The organism is bacterium, from assembly GCA_024742285.1.
GTDB lineage: Bacteria > Myxococcota_A > UBA9160 > UBA9160 > UBA4427 > UBA4427.
In genome coordinates, this window is sequence record JANSYR010000014.1 from 13,991 (window position 1) to 28,731 (window position 14,741).

The 14,741-nt window shown below is 69.3% G+C and carries 12 protein-coding genes; 6 read left to right on the forward strand and 6 right to left on the reverse strand.

Annotated elements, in window-relative coordinates:
- The 5 genes from NXI30_22040 to NXI30_22060 form a co-directional block, all read right to left on the reverse strand.
- On the reverse strand, positions 1-3,300 hold the full coding sequence (locus NXI30_22040) for a DUF1080 domain-containing protein (protein MCR9096911.1): 3,300 nt from the start codon (positions 3,298-3,300) through the stop codon (positions 1-3).
- Positions 3,301-3,321: 21 nt separating this feature from the next.
- On the reverse strand, positions 3,322-4,236 hold the full coding sequence (locus NXI30_22045) for a TauD/TfdA family dioxygenase (protein ID MCR9096912.1): 915 nt from the start codon (positions 4,234-4,236) through the stop codon (positions 3,322-3,324).
- A gap of 9 nt (positions 4,237-4,245) precedes the next feature.
- On the reverse strand, positions 4,246-5,154 hold the full coding sequence (locus NXI30_22050; protein ID MCR9096913.1) for an amidohydrolase family protein: 909 nt from the start codon (positions 5,152-5,154) through the stop codon (positions 4,246-4,248).
- Between the two features lie 67 nt (positions 5,155-5,221).
- Positions 5,222-5,683: a hypothetical protein gene (locus tag NXI30_22055; protein MCR9096914.1), complete on the reverse strand. Its 462-nt coding sequence runs from the start codon at positions 5,681-5,683 to the stop codon at positions 5,222-5,224.
- A gap of 98 nt (positions 5,684-5,781) precedes the next feature.
- The gene (locus NXI30_22060; protein MCR9096915.1) at positions 5,782-6,495 is read right to left on the reverse strand and encodes a peptidylprolyl isomerase; all 714 of its coding nucleotides are present in this window, start codon (positions 6,493-6,495) and stop codon (positions 5,782-5,784) included.
- 215 nt (positions 6,496-6,710) lie between these two features.
- Here NXI30_22060 and NXI30_22065 point away from each other — a divergent pair, with 215 nt between their 5' ends.
- Entirely contained in the window at positions 6,711-8,177 is a 1,467-nt protein-coding gene (locus NXI30_22065) for an NAD(P)/FAD-dependent oxidoreductase (protein MCR9096916.1), read from the forward strand.
- A gap of 70 nt (positions 8,178-8,247) precedes the next feature.
- Here the strand turns inward: NXI30_22065 and NXI30_22070 are convergent, their stop codons facing one another.
- Positions 8,248-9,006 carry a ubiquinone biosynthesis protein COQ4 gene (locus tag NXI30_22070; protein MCR9096917.1) on the reverse strand — a complete coding sequence of 253 codons (759 nt, stop codon included), beginning with the start codon at positions 9,004-9,006 and terminating at the stop codon, positions 8,248-8,250.
- A 197-nt stretch (positions 9,007-9,203) separates the two neighbouring features.
- Here NXI30_22070 and NXI30_22075 point away from each other — a divergent pair, with 197 nt between their 5' ends.
- From NXI30_22075 to NXI30_22095, 5 genes are all read left to right on the forward strand, one after another.
- Entirely contained in the window at positions 9,204-10,244 is a 1,041-nt protein-coding gene (locus tag NXI30_22075) for an AraC family transcriptional regulator (GenBank protein ID MCR9096918.1), read from the forward strand.
- Positions 10,245-10,307: 63 nt separating this feature from the next.
- Positions 10,308-10,718 carry a cupin domain-containing protein gene (locus tag NXI30_22080; GenBank protein ID MCR9096919.1) on the forward strand — a complete coding sequence of 137 codons (411 nt, stop codon included), beginning with the start codon at positions 10,308-10,310 and terminating at the stop codon, positions 10,716-10,718.
- Between the two features lie 52 nt (positions 10,719-10,770).
- Positions 10,771-13,230, forward strand: a complete 2,460-nt coding sequence (locus NXI30_22085) for a DUF87 domain-containing protein (GenBank protein ID MCR9096920.1) — start codon at positions 10,771-10,773, stop codon at positions 13,228-13,230.
- Positions 13,227-13,694, forward strand: a complete 468-nt coding sequence (locus NXI30_22090) for a DUF3465 domain-containing protein (GenBank protein MCR9096921.1) — start codon at positions 13,227-13,229, stop codon at positions 13,692-13,694. Before NXI30_22085 ends, NXI30_22090 begins: the two co-directional genes overlap by 4 nt.
- 142 nt (positions 13,695-13,836) lie before the next feature.
- Positions 13,837-14,730, forward strand: a complete 894-nt coding sequence (locus tag NXI30_22095) for an oxidoreductase (protein MCR9096922.1) — start codon at positions 13,837-13,839, stop codon at positions 14,728-14,730.
- The last annotated feature ends 11 nt before the right edge of the window (positions 14,731-14,741 follow it).

A 14,741-nucleotide genomic window follows, 5' to 3' on the forward strand; every position in this document is an offset into this window, starting at 1 on the left:
TCACTCGAGAGGCAGGAGCTTCACGTTCCGGAACCAGACGGGATCGCCGTGGTCCTGGAGCGCGATGTGTCCGCGCAAGGCTTCGCCGAAGCCTTCGGTGCCGTCGAACTTGCTGGCGGCGAGGGCGGCGTCCCATTCCGGGCTGCCGCGGAGGAGGTCCGCGAGCAGGACGTCGTTCAGCCAGTGACGGACCCGGTCTCCCTCGACGCGGATTCGCGCCGTGTTCCATTCGCCCACGGGCCGCGCGGCGTTCCGGGCGAGGGACTGGAGGTCGTAGAGGTCCCCGGCGCGGTGACGTTCGATCTCGCCGTCCATGTGGCCCGCGTCGTCGAGGACCTGCATCTCGAGGGCGAGGTCCCAGGAGAGCGTCGTCGACTCGTCGGGCACGAGGTAGAAGATCCCGCTGTTGCCGCCCTCGCTGATCCGCCAGTCGATCCGGAGCTCGAAGTCGCCGAAGCGCTCGACCGTCATCAGATCGACCGCACCCCGGGTGAACGGATTCAGGTGGTTCCAGAGCAGTCCGGCGAACGAGACGTCGCGGGTGAAGTGGAGGGCGCCGTCGTCGATCTCCCAGTGTTCGATCCTGTCGTCGTCGGCACCGTAGATCTTCCAGCCGGCGAAGCTCTCGCCGTCGAAGAGAAGACGCCAGCCGGCGTCGCGCTCCGCTTCCGAGAGCGCGTTCGTGGGCGCTTCCGCGACCGGCGGGCGGGCGTCCTCCGCCGGCTCGCTCGGGGGCGCCTCCTCGGCGGGCGCGTCGGCCGGGACTTCGGCCTGCGACGCGGGGGCGTCTCGTTCCGAGGGGGCCGCGACGGGCAGCGCGTTGAGCGTGTACCACGCCTCGTCGACCCAGAGCGGGTCGCCCTGCTCGGATCGCAGCGCCGGCGGAAGACGGAGGTAGACCACGCGGCCCGCTTCGAGCTCGGGGAGCACGAGGTGGAGGCGTCTCCGGTCCGGCGAGACCGTGACGCGGGAGATCGTCAGCGCGCGGAGGTCGTATTTCGGGCCGCCGTAGATCTCGGCGGGGACGTAGAACCAGTCGCGCGCGACGAAGTCTTCCGGCGCGGGCCGCGCGTCCTCCGCGAGCGGCCGGGTCAGCTGGATCTCGAAGCCGTCGGGACGGACGGAGACGGAGGCCGGCTCGAAAGCGATCTCGTCGGTGAAGCGGACGACTTCGAGGCCGAACCAGGGCTTCCCGTATTCGCCCCAGTTGCCGAGGCTGCCGATCTGTCCGGCGACGAAGCCGCCGCCCGGTGCAGCGACCAGCCGGTTGACGGGCGCCTCGAACCCACCGGAGAAGTGGAAGGCCGCGCCCTGGAGCGTTCCGTCGACCTCTTCGAGGAAGCCGCGCTTGAGACCGCCGTTGTAGATGTCGCCGAAGAGAACCTGTCCCGCGTAGGGACCCTCTTCGAGGAAAAGGGGCTGGGTCGGGGAGTTGCCGACCTCGTTCTGGGGAAGCCAGAGGGCGGGCGCCGCGACGGAGTCCGGGGGGGTCGTGTCCATCGGGGCGCGCCAGCCGTAGCGTGCTCCGCGCTCGACCCGGATCAGCTTGCTCGAGGGGATCCAGTCGCCCTGGTTGTCGGTCACGAAGAGCTCGCCGGCGGGGGAGAGGGCGAGGCCGTTCGGTGTCCGGAATCCGCTGGCGATGCGTTCGACACGGCCGGTCGCGACGTCGGCGCGGATCACGTGACCCCGGTCGGCGGTCTGCTTGCGACAGCTCTTGCCGCCGTTCAGGACGCACACGGCGAGGCCCGCGTAGAGCGCATCGTCCTTGGCGACGAGACCGAAGCCGAATTCGTGGAAGTTCGAAGTGACCGCCCAGTCGGAGGCGATCGTGCGGTACTCGTCGGTCCAGCCGTCGCCGTCCGCGTCGACGAGCTGCGTGATCTCCTGCTTCTGCATCACGTAGAGGGCGTCGCCCGAGACGGCGAGGCCGAGCGGTTCGTGCAGGCCCTCGGCGATCCGCTCGACGCGGACGCTCTCGCGCGGTCCGTCCCAGTCGTCGACGGCGAAGACCGCGCCGTCGGGATCCCAGGTCGAGACGGCGAGCCGCCCGTCGGGCAGCCAGGCGAGGCCGCCCACCTTGGGCGTGAAGTCGCCGCCGTGGATCGGCGTCGTCGCGAGGCTCGGGTGGAGTGTCTCCGGTGCCGGCTGCGTCTCGGATTGGAAGGTCCAGGTCGCTTCGGCGCCGCGGGTGTCGACGACGACGGCGGGCGGCTCCGAGGGCTGCGTATCGAGGATGATCTCGGCGAGGCGGGCGGCTTCCGCGACGGGGATGTGAGGGTGGGGCGTCATCATGGCGTCGCCCCATTCGCCGCTCCCGCCCTCGCGGATCCGGCGTACGAGCTGCTCGACGGTCACGCTTCGGTTCGCCCCGGCGTGTCGCAACGCGATCTCGCTCCAGGCGGGCCCGACGACGCGCTCCCGTTCGTTGTGGCAGGTGTGGCAGTCGTGGCGGGCGAAGGGGTCGTCGCTCGCCTCGGGTGCTGCGGCGATCTCGAGCGGGCCGGTCGGGGTCGCGTAGCGATGGACCAGGCGTGCGCGTCGCGTGTCCTTCGGGAAGACGAGGCGGCCGTCCTGAGGGTCGACGCCCTGGAAGACTTCGAGGCCGGCTGCCTCGTCGATCGCGAACGCGACCGGCGGGCCCGGCGAGAGGACGAAGCGGCGCTCGATTCCGGCGGCCGGATCGACCGCGAAGCCCTCGATCTCCGGTCGCTCGACGAGCGTCCGGGTGCGTTCCCGCGCCGTGGGGTCGCGCAGGTCGTAGCGGAGCCAGAGCGCGCCGGTCCCGGGATCGAAGCCGTGGCCGCGCCAACGAACGTCGGCGACCTGCCACCCCGTCGGTGTCTCGATCGACCATGCGGGGGTCGCGGGCGGCTGCCAGTAGGCGTCGCCGCGGCTCGTCGGCTCCCGGCCGTGGGCGTTGTCGTAGACGGGGCCGGTGTAGTCGACGTCGCCGCGCCAGAAGAGGTGGGGCGCCGCCGTCTCCGCGCTCCAGGCCGCGCGGACGTCTTCGGTGAACGCAGCGGTCAGGATCCGCGGTCGACCGTCGAGGGCGCTGCGGCGGACCCAGGGCGAGTCGCCGCGGCCCGGGTAGGGGCGGCGTCCGTACTTCGCGCGGTCGACCGGTTCGCGTGGGGCGACCATGTGGCGGAGCGCCTGTCCGAACTCGGCGGGGGAGAGCTGCTCGATCTGGGCCCGGAAGTCCGGCGGCTGGTTCACGAGCCAGAGTCGGAAACCGGCCCAGAGGAGGAGAGGGAGCGCGACGAGGAGTGCTACGCCGACGAGGAGGAACCGCTTCACGCCATGCTTCTCGGGATGGGATCAAGCGGCTTCGCCGGCCCGGACGTAGCCGGGGTCGGGCTCGCGCTGCGGGTCGAAGAAGGGCACTTCGCCGTCGACGGTGCAGCGTCGGATCACGCGGCGCCGAGGGTAGTGGTCCGAGACGCCCCGATGGAGCGTCGTGCGCTCGTCCCAGATCGCGAGCTCCCCCGGCGACCACTTCCAGCGGACGTGGAAGCGGGGCTGGTCGACGTGGGCATCGAGGAAGTCGAGGATCGCGTCGCTCTCGTCCGAGGGAAGCCCCACGATGTTGTGCATGACGCCGCGATCGGTCATGAAGAGGCTCCGCTTGCCGGTCTCCGGATGGGTCCGGACGAGCGGGTGTTGGAGCGCCGGATAGGCGGCCTTGATCTTGTCGGCGAGCTCCGGGATCCCCGACTTACGCGCCGCGATCTCGACGAACTCCTCGTGACACGAGTGGACGCACTCGAGTCCATCGAGGAGCTTCTGCATCGCGGGAGACAGGGCCTCGTAGGCCTGCGTCGTCGAGGCCCACATCGTGTCGCCTCCCCAATCCGGCACCTCGAGCGCCGTCAGGAAGGCGACCACGGGCGGGCGCTCGAGCCAGGTCACGTCGGTGTGCCACATGTCGACGCCCGGCGGATTCTCCGCGTCGTCCACGATCACCTGATGGCCGGGCTCGTCCGCGCCGAAGAGCTTCTCGATCGGATAGAGCGAAGGTTCCCCGAACCGCCGGGCGAGGGCGAGCTGCTGGTCCCCGTCCAGGAACTGGTTCTGGAAGAACAGGACCTCGTTGGCGGCGAGCGCATGGCGCAGCGCATCGAAGTCCTCGTCCGAGAGCGGCTCCTTGAGGTCGATCCCGTCGACGATCGCGCCGAGGGCACCGGCGCGCGTCAGCTCGAAGCGCGTCAGCTCGGAAGGGAGGGACGTCGGCATGATCGCTCCTTACTCGGAGGCCTTCTCGAGCCCCAGCTTCTCGTCGAGCTTCAGGACCCGGAGGGCGTTGTCGCGCAGGAACTTCGGCCAGACCGGGTCCTTGAACGGATTGAACTCCCGCATCTCGGTGAACTGACGTTCCAGGGAGATGCCGGCGGGGAAGTAGCCGCAGTAGAGGATCTTGTCCGCACCGCGGGTGTTCGCGTACTTCACGATCTCTTCGGGGTAGTGCTTCGGCGCGAAGGCACTCGTGCAGTAGTGGAGGCCCGGCCACTTGAGCATGAGCTTCATCGCGAGCTTCTCCCAGGGCTCGCAGCCGTGACGGGTCACGAGGGTGAGCTCGGGGAAGTCGTAACAGACGCGGTCGAGGTGCTCGACGTGTTGCGGGTAGCTGGGCATGCGGGGGCCGACGATCCCGGCGTTCATGAAGAGCGGGAGGTCGAGCTCGACGCACGTCGCGTAGAGCGGGTACATCTTCGGATCGCAGATCGGCACCTGCGGAAACTGGCCGCACGGGAAGCAACCGACGGCGACGATGTCGTGCTCGGCCTTGGCTTCCTTGATCTGGCGGACGGTGCCCATCACGTCGTTCGTGTTGGTGGCTTCCATCGTGAGCACGAAGCGGTCGGGATGGCGCTTCTTCGCCTCGATGCCGTTGTCGGAGAGACTGCACATTCCGACCTGGACGCCCCAATTGTCCATCTCGGCGAGGGTCCACTCGACCACGTCCGTGTCGGGGGGGACGATGTCGGGCACGTTCTTGAACATGTACTCCGCCGGGAACTCCATCTGGTCCAGCGTTTCCTTGTCCTTGTAGAGCGGGCGCATGAACTCGTACGCCGCCTTCTTCTTCTCGACGTCCGTGTAGGGGAAGCCTACGCCGCAGTCGATGATGCCGATGTCGTCGGGAAAACCCATGTCGCCTCCGAGTGGGACGTTCGATTGTGTCGCGTTTGCGGCGGGGCCGCCAAGCGGCCCGGTGGCGTCAACGCGGCAGCAGCTCGTAGAGCCAGACCTCGTCGTATCGGCGCGGATCGCGCCGGAAGAACGACTGGGAGGTCCACGCCTCGGCGAAGCGCTCGAGCTCGGCGCCGTCCTCCACGCGCCGGGCGCGCAGGTCGTAGAGGCGTTCCTCGAGGCGGAGACGCACGCGCGGATCGTCGGCGATGTGCGTGGCCCACCGGGTCTCGGTTCCCCCCGCGTTGATGTAGATCCGGCCGTCGAGGACCGTGTACGCGAGGTTCACGCTGTAGGGCTCGGCCGGGTTGGTCTCGAGCTGGATCGTTCCGGCCTCGCCGGCGAAGCGCCAGTCGCCGGGCGTCTCGGCGACCTCGCCCGACAGGCGACCGCCGGGCAGCAGGCCGGCGGGACCCCCTTCGCCACCGCAGCCGATGGGCGCGAGCAGTACGAGAAAGGGGGCGAGAAGAATGAACAGGGCAGGGCGCATCGGTTCGGGACCTCCGTCGAGAGCGAGCCCCGAGTGTACGCCCTGCGAGGGGGCTCGCGTCCCGGCGCTTCGGCCTTCGCCGCGCCCCGATGGGCGCGCTACTCGACGATGCGCGCGCTCTTCAGGTAGTCGAGCTTCGGGAACTGCTTCTTCAGGTAGGCGTTGCCCTGGGCGGTGATCTGACGCTGGTTGGGGCCGGGACCGCGGGGGCCGCCTTCGCCGACCGCAAAGATCGAATCGACGATGTCCATGCCCTCGACGACCTGGGCGAAGGGCGCGAAGCCCTGCCGATCGAGTCCCTTGTTGTCGACCAGGTTGATGAAGAGCTGCGTCGTCCGCGAGTTCCGCTGGTTGCGCTTCGCGAAAGTGACGTAGCCACGCAGGTTCGACTGTTTGACCGGGTCGTCCTTGATCGCGCGTCGATTCCAGACGCGGGTCACGCGCGGATCGCCGTGAAGGCCGAACTGGGCCATGAAGCCCTGGATGACCCGGAAGAAGGCGATGTCTTCGTAGTAGCCGATCTTCACCAGGTTGTAGAAGCGATCGACGCCGTTCGGTGACCACTCGCGGTGGACCTCGAGGACGATCTTCCCTTTCGTCGTGTCGAACTCGACCTTGAACTTCTCCGGCGCGGTCTCGGTCGCGTTGGTGGTCACGCGCGTCAGGTCTTCGTCCGAGAGCCTGTGCGGTGCCGGCGCTTCGGGCTTCTTCCCGGACTCCCCGGCTTCGTGGTGGCCGGCCGAGGCCGGAAGCGAGAGGAGGGCGATCGCGGCGAGGGCGAGGGCGCAGGCGATGACGGGACGACGGGACATGCGGATGGAACCTCCGGTCTTCGGATCGGGATGGAGCGGCCGGGCCGCTCGAGGCGTGCGACGAATCTACCGAATCGTCCCGTTCCATGGCGAACTGGACCGCTTTCGGGCGGCCGGCGCTCGGGGCGAGCCGCGCCGGACCTCTCGTCGTGTGACATTGACACCGCGTCGACGACTGACCTACCCAACGCGTTGCACCACAGGAGAACACTTCCATGGCGGACGGCGCTCGCACGCGCGAAGACCTTCGGATCACGATCATGGGCGCCGGCCCCGGCGGCCTCTGCATGGCGATCAAGCTGCGCGAAGCCGGATTCGAGAACTTCACGATCGTGGAGAAGGGCGACCAGATCGGCGGGACCTGGAACTGGAATCGCTATCCCGGCTGCGCCTGCGACATCCCGTCCCACCTCTATTCCTTCTCCTTCGACGTGAAGCCCGACTGGTCGCGGCCGTACGCGCCCCAGCCCGAGATCCTCGAATACCTCGAAGGCATCGCCGAGAAGTACGGGATCCTGCCCTTCTGCCGTTTCGGTCAGGGCGTGGAGCGAGCGAACTGGGACGACGGGACGTCGACCTGGACGGTCACCCTCGCCGATGGGTCGAAGCTCGAGTCGGACGTCCTGGTGAGTGCGATCGGCATGTTCAACTCGATCGTGATGCCCGACATCCCGGGCCTCGACGAATTCGAGGGCACCGTGTTCCATTCCTCGCGCTGGGACTGGGAGCACTCCCTCGAAGGCGAGACCGTCGGTGTGATCGGCTCCGCAGCGAGTGCGGTCCAGCTCGTGCCCGAGATCGTGAAAGAGGCCGGGCAGGTCCACATGTTCCAACGCACGGCCAACTGGGTCCTTCCCAAGGAGGACGACCCGTACACCGAGGAGCAGCTCGAGCACTTCCGCAACGACCCGAGCGCGGCCGCGGAGGTTCGACAGACGATCTTCGACGGGATCGAGACCGGGCAGGCCTTCTACGACCGCGCGGTACGGGAAGAGACCCAGAAGGTCGTGCTCGACGCGCTGGCCGTCGTCGAGGATCCCGAGGTCCGCGAGAAGCTGGTGCCGACCCACGAGTGGGGCTGCAAGCGACCGCTCTTCTCGAACGACTACTACGCCGCCTTCAACCGCGAGAACCTCGAGCTCGTGACCGAGGGGATCGAGCGGATCACGAAGGACGGCGTCGTCACCGCCGACGGTCGCGAGCGGAGGCTCGACACCCTCGTCCTGGCGACGGGCTTCTCGTCGATCGAGTACCTGTCGGCGATTTCGGTGACCGGTCGTGGCGGTCTCGATCTCGAGGACGCCTGGTCCGACGGGGCCGTCGCCTACCAGGGCGTCACGACTTCGGGCTTCCCCAACCTCTTCATGCTCTACGGACCGAACACGAACCAGGGATCCCTGATCACGATGATCGAATGGGAGGTCGATCACGCGGTCGATCACATCGAGCGGATCGTGGAGGAGAACCTCGCCTGGGTCGACGTCCGCGCCGATCTCCAGGCCGCGTACAACGAGCAGATGCAGAAGGACATCGAGGCGGTGGAGCCGTGGACCGACGGCTGCAACAACTACTACCGCCACGAAAGCGGTCGCGTCGTGACGCAGTGGCCCAAGAACATGACGGCCTACCGCGAGCTGATCTCCGAGATCGACCCGGACGCCTTCGAAACGCAGAAGCGCTAGCGCTGGGATCGTCGCCGGATTCGCCCGAGCGCGATCCAGGTTGCCGCTGCGATTCCCGCCAGCAGACTGATCACGATCGAGCCCCCTCGGGCACGAGACCACGACCGGAGGGGGCCTGCACGTACCGGGTGTAGGTCGGCGGTGATCCCATCCCCAGGATCTCGCGCACCTCGGCGATCGGGCGCGGAAGCAGGGGCGCCCAGTCGACGGTCAGAAGGGGGCGAGTGCGTCGCCCGCGCTCGTCGGCGAGACGGATCAGCTCGCGGCCGCCCGGTACGCGGCGTCCGATCCCGAACTCGGTGAGGCGACGCAGCCACTCGAAGGATGGACTCCCGGTCTGGGGCACGCTGAAGGCGATCAGCTGGGCTTCGCCCAGCAGGTCGCGGTGGTAGCCCGTCAGGACGTGCCAGAGATCATGGGAGGCGCGCCCGTGCTGCTGGAACCGTCGAAAGGCGAGTCCCCGCTCGCCGTGCACTTCCCTCTCGACCGGCGCGACCGCTTCGTCGAGCGCTTCGGTCGAGATGTCTTCGCGTTGCATGAACTCGAGATAGGTCCGCCCGAGGGAGCCCGAGGGCAGACGGGCGAGCGAAGCGCGGTCCGTCAGAAGGTCGAAGAGCGAGGGCGCGCCCTCCGCGATCGCACGTCCGACCGGTTCTTCGAGGAAGGACCGGTAGCGCTCTTCCGTGTTCTCCCGATCGAAATGCATCACGAGGTGGGCGCCGTGGGCGGTCTGTTCCGGATCCCGCGCGATCGCCACGAGGGACCGAATCAGCCCACGCAGCCGACGGAGGCGGGAGCGGAAATCGGTTCGGTTCGGATCCTGGGCCATCGAAGACTCCTTCTCGGCGGGCACGTCGCGAGCATCGGTCGATCGGCTCGCGACGCCTTGTCCGGCGCGGTCTCGATCGATGTCCGAAAGGGCCACGGCCCTTGTCCTCCGCGGCCACCGCCTGGCCGGATCGGCAAGGTCGCTTCGCCCTCGTTCTCGGGAACTTTGCGGGCGCGGAGCGGCACGGATAGCTTGCCATGGTGGTCGACCGCGCTGAAACGATCCGGCCCGAGTCGGGGCAGACCTGTGCGATTCGCACGCTGTCGACCCTCGTCTCCGCGCTCGATCGGTGGAACGTCGACGTCGATGCGGTGCTGGCCACCGCGGGCCTCGCAGTCGACGAGATCGACGATTGGGAGAGGCGCATCACCGTCACTCAGTACGTGACCGTCTGGCGCGCCGCGCACGGGGCGACCGGTGACGACGCGATCGGTCTCCACGTGCTGGAGGGCTTCGACCTTCAGGACGTGCTCAGCAACATCGTCTACATCGCCTCTTCCAGCGCGACGCCGAGAGAGGCCTTCGAACGCGTCTCGCCCTTCATCCGCCAGCACCACACCGGCATGCGGGTGGACCTCTTCGAGGACGCGGGTCGGACCTTCTGTCGGATGGACGCTTCCTGCTGGGCCGGCGAGCGGATGCTCGTCGACCATTTCGTGGGCCTGATGGTCAAGATCGCACCCCACGTCGTCGGGGCGCAGCGCCTCGAGGAAGTCTGGTTCCGTCACGCGGAGCCCGCGTATGGCGACGAGTACGCGCGGATCCTCGACGCGACGGTTCGTTTCGACATGCCTCACGACGCGGTGGTCGGTCTTCCCGCCGATCTCGACCGGCCGCTGCCGCGGGCCGACGAAGTGCTCTGCACGATGCTGGAGCGACAGGCGGCCGACGCGCTCGAGCGGCTGCCCCGGATCTCGACCTTCGCGAGCTCGGTGCGCGCGCGGATCGAGTCGCTGCTCTCGACGGGCGACCTGACGGCGGAGCGCGTGGCGGACTCGCTCGGTCTCTCGGCACGCACGCTAAGGCGCCGACTCCGGGACGAAGGCGTGACCTACCAGGCCCTGCTCGACGGGGTCCGCTGCGAGCGGGCCCGCGCGGCGCTCGCCCGGCCCGGGGCCTCGGTCGGGGAGGTCGCGTTCGAGCTCGGGTTCTCCGATACCTCGGCTTTCCACAAGGCCTTCCGTCGCTGGACCGGCCAACGGCCGAGTGACGTCGCGGCAGAGGCGAGCGAGCCGTAGCCGTGCCACGCTCTCCTTCGTCCGCCGAAGCGCGCCGCGGACGGCGCAGGAGGATTCCGACCCATGCCCATCGATCCCGGCCCCCACGATCTCGACCGCTTGCGCCCGATTCTCGCGCCCGACGGGAACGCGACCCTCCACGAGACGTCCCCGGACTTCTATCAGAAGCTCGACGACGAGTTTCCGACGTTCAAGGGTCATCATCTCATCCAGAAATTCGACTTCGATTCGCCCTGGCCGACCTGGGAAATGCACCCGGAGGCCGACGAATTCGTGTACCTCCTCTCAGGAGACGTGGAGTTCCGGGTCAAGGCGCCCGGGGCGTCCGAGACGAGGATCCGCGTTTCGAAGCCCGGGTGTTACGTGATGGTGCCGCGCGGGCATTGGCATACCGCGGAGCCGCTTCAGCCGACGTCGATGCTCTTCGTCACGGCCGGAGAGGGCACCCGGAACGAAATCGAGCCCCCCGAGTAGCGGCCCCGACCTCGTGTCCGGGAGCGCGCCGCGGGGACGCCAGGAGCGGCCGGTGACGAGCGACGACTACGAACACATGGGGGCGTTCTACCTGGGACGCCCGGTGGACGCGGAGAGCGGCGAGACCCTCCCGGCTCCGCTGCTCTACGACTCGAAGGACCTCACGACCCACGCGGTCCTCCTCGGCATGACCGGCAGCGGGAAGACCGGCCTCGCGATCTCGCTCCTCGAGGAGGCGCTGATCGACGGGGTTCCGGTGATCGCGATCGATCCGAAGGGCGACCTGGGCAACCTCATGCTCTCGTTCCCGGATCTCGCTCCGTCGGACTTTCGGCCCTGGATCGACGAGGCGGCGGCGGCCCGGGAGGGTGACACGCCGGACGCCTTCGCGGCGAAGCAGGCGGCCGCCTGGCGAGCGGGCCTGGCCGACTGGGGCCAGTCACCGGATCGGATCGCGCGGCTCGAAGCCGCCGGGGAGCGCGTCCTGTATACGCCCGGCAGTCGCGCGGGGACGCCGCTCTCGATGCTGCGGGCCCTCGACGCGCCGCCCGCGGCCCTGCTCGAGGACGAGGAGACCTTCCGCGAGCGGGTCGAGGCGAGCGTGGCGGGTCTGCTCGGCCTCCTGGGCATCGCCGCGGACCCCCTCCAGAGTCGGGAATCGATCCTGCTCTCGACCCTGGTCGATCGCGCCTGGCGCGAGGGACGCTCCCTGGATCTCGTCGCGCTGATCCAGCAGATCCAGAAGCCGCCGGTCGAGCGGGTCGGCGTGATGGAGATCGAGACCTTCTTCCCCGCGGCGGATCGCATGGGGCTGGCGATGCGGCTGAACAACCTGCTCGCGTCGCCCAGCTACGCGGCGTGGATGGAGGGGCAGCCGATGGACGTGTCGGCGCTGCTTCGTGCGCCCGACGGAAGGCCACGGCTCTCGATCATCTCGATCGCCCATCTCGGCGAAGCGGAGCGCATGTTTGTCGTCACGCGGCTGCTCACCGAGATCGTCTCCTGGATGCGCACGCAGTCCGGCTCGCCTTCGCTTCGTGCGCTCGTCTACATGGACGAGGTCTTCGGCTATTTCCCGCCGACGGAGAATCCGCCGTGCAAGCGGCCGATGCTGACGCTCCTGAAGCAGGCGAGGGCCTACGGCGTGGGCTGCGTCCTCGCGACCCAGAATCCGGTCGACCTCGACTACAAGGGGCTCTCGAACTGCGGGACGTGGTTCCTGGGCCGGCTGCAGACCGAGCGCGACAAAGCGCGGGTGATCGACGGGCTCGAGAGCGCCGCGAGTGGCGTCGCCGCGCGCATGGATCGCGCGACGCTCGACCGGACCCTGTCCGGTCTCGCGCCGCGGACCTTCGTCGTGAACAACGTGCACGAGGACGAACCGGTCCTGATGAAGTCGCGCTGGGCGCTTTCCTATCTGGCGGGGCCGCTCTCGCGGGCGCAGATCAAGCAGCTCGGGGAAGCGCAGCCGCCTCCGTCGCCGCCGCCCGTCGCTTCTGCGGTGGAGGCCGCGGCGAAGACGTCGGCCCCCGACGCGGCGCCCGAAGCGGCACGGGTCGTGCTCCCGGCGTCGGCCAACGAGTCCGTATTGCCGATCGCCGAGCCGCTCGCCCCGGGCGATCGCGTCGTGTACCGACCGGTCCTGCTCACGCGCGTGTCGGCCCACTACGCCAACGCGCGAGCCGGGGTCGACGAGTGGACGAAGGTCGTGCTCGCAGCGCCGCTCGCGAGCGACCTCGAGGGCGCACCCTGGGAGGGGGCCGACCGACTCGTCGGATGGCCCGAGCTCGACGAGACGCCGCGCGAGGGCGCAGCCTTCGGCGCGGTGCCTGCGGCGGCGGAGCGGGAGAAGAGCTTCACGCGGTGGGCCAAGCAGGCGAAGACGGCGGTCTACCGCGATCACCCGATCTCGCTCTTCAAGTCGAAGAAGCCGAAGGCGGTCTCCGCGATCGGCGAGAGCGAGGGGGCATTTCTCGGCCGCCTCGCGGACCTGCGTCGAGAAGGCCGCGAGGCCGAGCTCGAGAAGCTGCGCAAGAAATACGCACCGAAGCTCGCGCGGCTCCAGGAGAAGATCGATCGCGCCGTCGAGCGGGTCGCGCGCGAAGAGGAGCAGTACGAGGATCGTCGGAACCAGACCATGGTCTCCGGCCTCGCGACCGTCGTGGGGGCGCTCTTCGGTCGCAAGCTCGCGAGCGTCGGCAACGTCCGCCGCGCCGCGAGCACCGCGAAGAACGTGAGCCGGACCCAGCGCGAGCGCGGGGACATCGCCCGCGCCGAGGCGCGCGTCGAGGAGTACCAGCAGGAGCTGGCCGATCTCGACGCCGACTTCCAGGAAGCGTTGGCCGAGGCGGAGGATCGCGCGGCCGACTTCGAGCCCGAGGTCGAGTCGCTGCGCATCAACACGAAGAAGGCCGACCTCGACGTCGAGCGGATCGCGCTGGTCTGGGTGCCCTTCCGATCTTCGGCGGACGGATTCCCGGAGCCACTGGCCCGGCTCGAGAAGATCGAGTGAGTCCGCGCCTGCGCCGTGCGCTGCTGGGCATCGTCGCTGCGGTCGCGCTGGCGATCGCGCAGCAGGCGGGGTGGATCGGCGGCGACGCGGCGCCTTCGTCCGCGCCCGTCGCGGCGGCGCCGCATGCGGAAGGCGGAAACGCCGCGCTCGAGCGCGCCCTCGAGGCCCGCGCGTCCGGGGTCATGATGACCGTCGATGCGCGGGTCGTGAAGGTCCTGCCCGACGATCTCGACGGTTCCCGTCACCAGCGCTTCCTGCTCGACGTCGGTCGCGGCCGGACGGTCCTCGTCGCCCACAACATCGATCTCGCCGAGCGGGTTCCCCTCGATCGCCAGGACACGGTCCGGATCCGCGGCCAGTTCGAGTGGAACGACAAGGGCGGCGTCCTGCACTGGACCCACCACGATCCGCGTGGCCGGCACCCCGGCGGCTGGATCGAGCACGCGGGGCGCCGCTTCGAGTAGCCGCTCGCGCGCCGCGAGGCCGGCGCCGCTTCGAGTCGCTGCTCGCGCGCCGCGAGGCCGGCGCCGCTTCGAGTCGCTGCTCGCGCGCCGCGAGACCGGCTACGGTCGGGCGGACGTCGGGAGCAGCGAGGAGCAGGTGAACATGGCATCCGAATCGAATTCGGCCCCTCGCTCACGGGGCGAGCCGACCGGCGGATCGAAGGTCTGGTTGATCACGGGTTGCTCGACGGGCATCGGTCGCGAGATCGCGCGGGCTGCGCTCGAGGCCGGCGACCGGGTGGGCGTCTCGGCGCGAGATCCCGCGGCGGTCGAGGCGCTCGTCGCCGAGGCGCCCGATCGCGCGCTCGCCGTCGCCCTCGACGTGACCCGGCCCGACCAGGTCCGCGCCGCGGTCGCCGAGACGGAGGCGCGCTTCGGCCGGATCAACGTACTCGTGAACAACGCGGGCTATGGCTACGTCAGCTCGGTGGAGGAAGGGGTCGACGCGGACGTGCGCCGCATGTTCGACACGAACTTCTTCGGCGCGATCGACCTGATCAAGGCGGTTCTGCCCGGCATGCGGGCGCGACGCTCCGGACTGATCGTGAACATGTCGTCGGTCACGGGCTACGTCGCGCGGCCCGGCAACGTCTACTACAGCACCTCCAAGTTCGCGCTCGAGAGTCTCTCGGAGGGGCTCGCCGAGGAGCTCGCGCCCTTCGGCATCCGCGTGAGCGCCGTGGCGCCCGGTGTGTTTCGGACGGACTGGAACGCGCGCTCGATGCAGGAGTCGCCGGAGACGATCGACGACTACGCACCGACGGTCGGCGAGCGGCGTGCGCTCCTGCGCGCCGGGCCGAAGGGGTTCGGGGGCGACCCGCGCAAGGTCGGGGACGCGGTCGTGATGTTGTCGCGGCTCGAGTCGCCGCCGCTCCGCCTGCTGCTTGGCGCCGACGCGATCGCGGCCGCGCGCGGGAAGATCGACGCGCTCGCGGAGACGATCGGGCGCTGGGAGGCCTACGGCGTCGCGGCCGGGGAAGACGACACCCCGAAATGAACGCGGCCCGC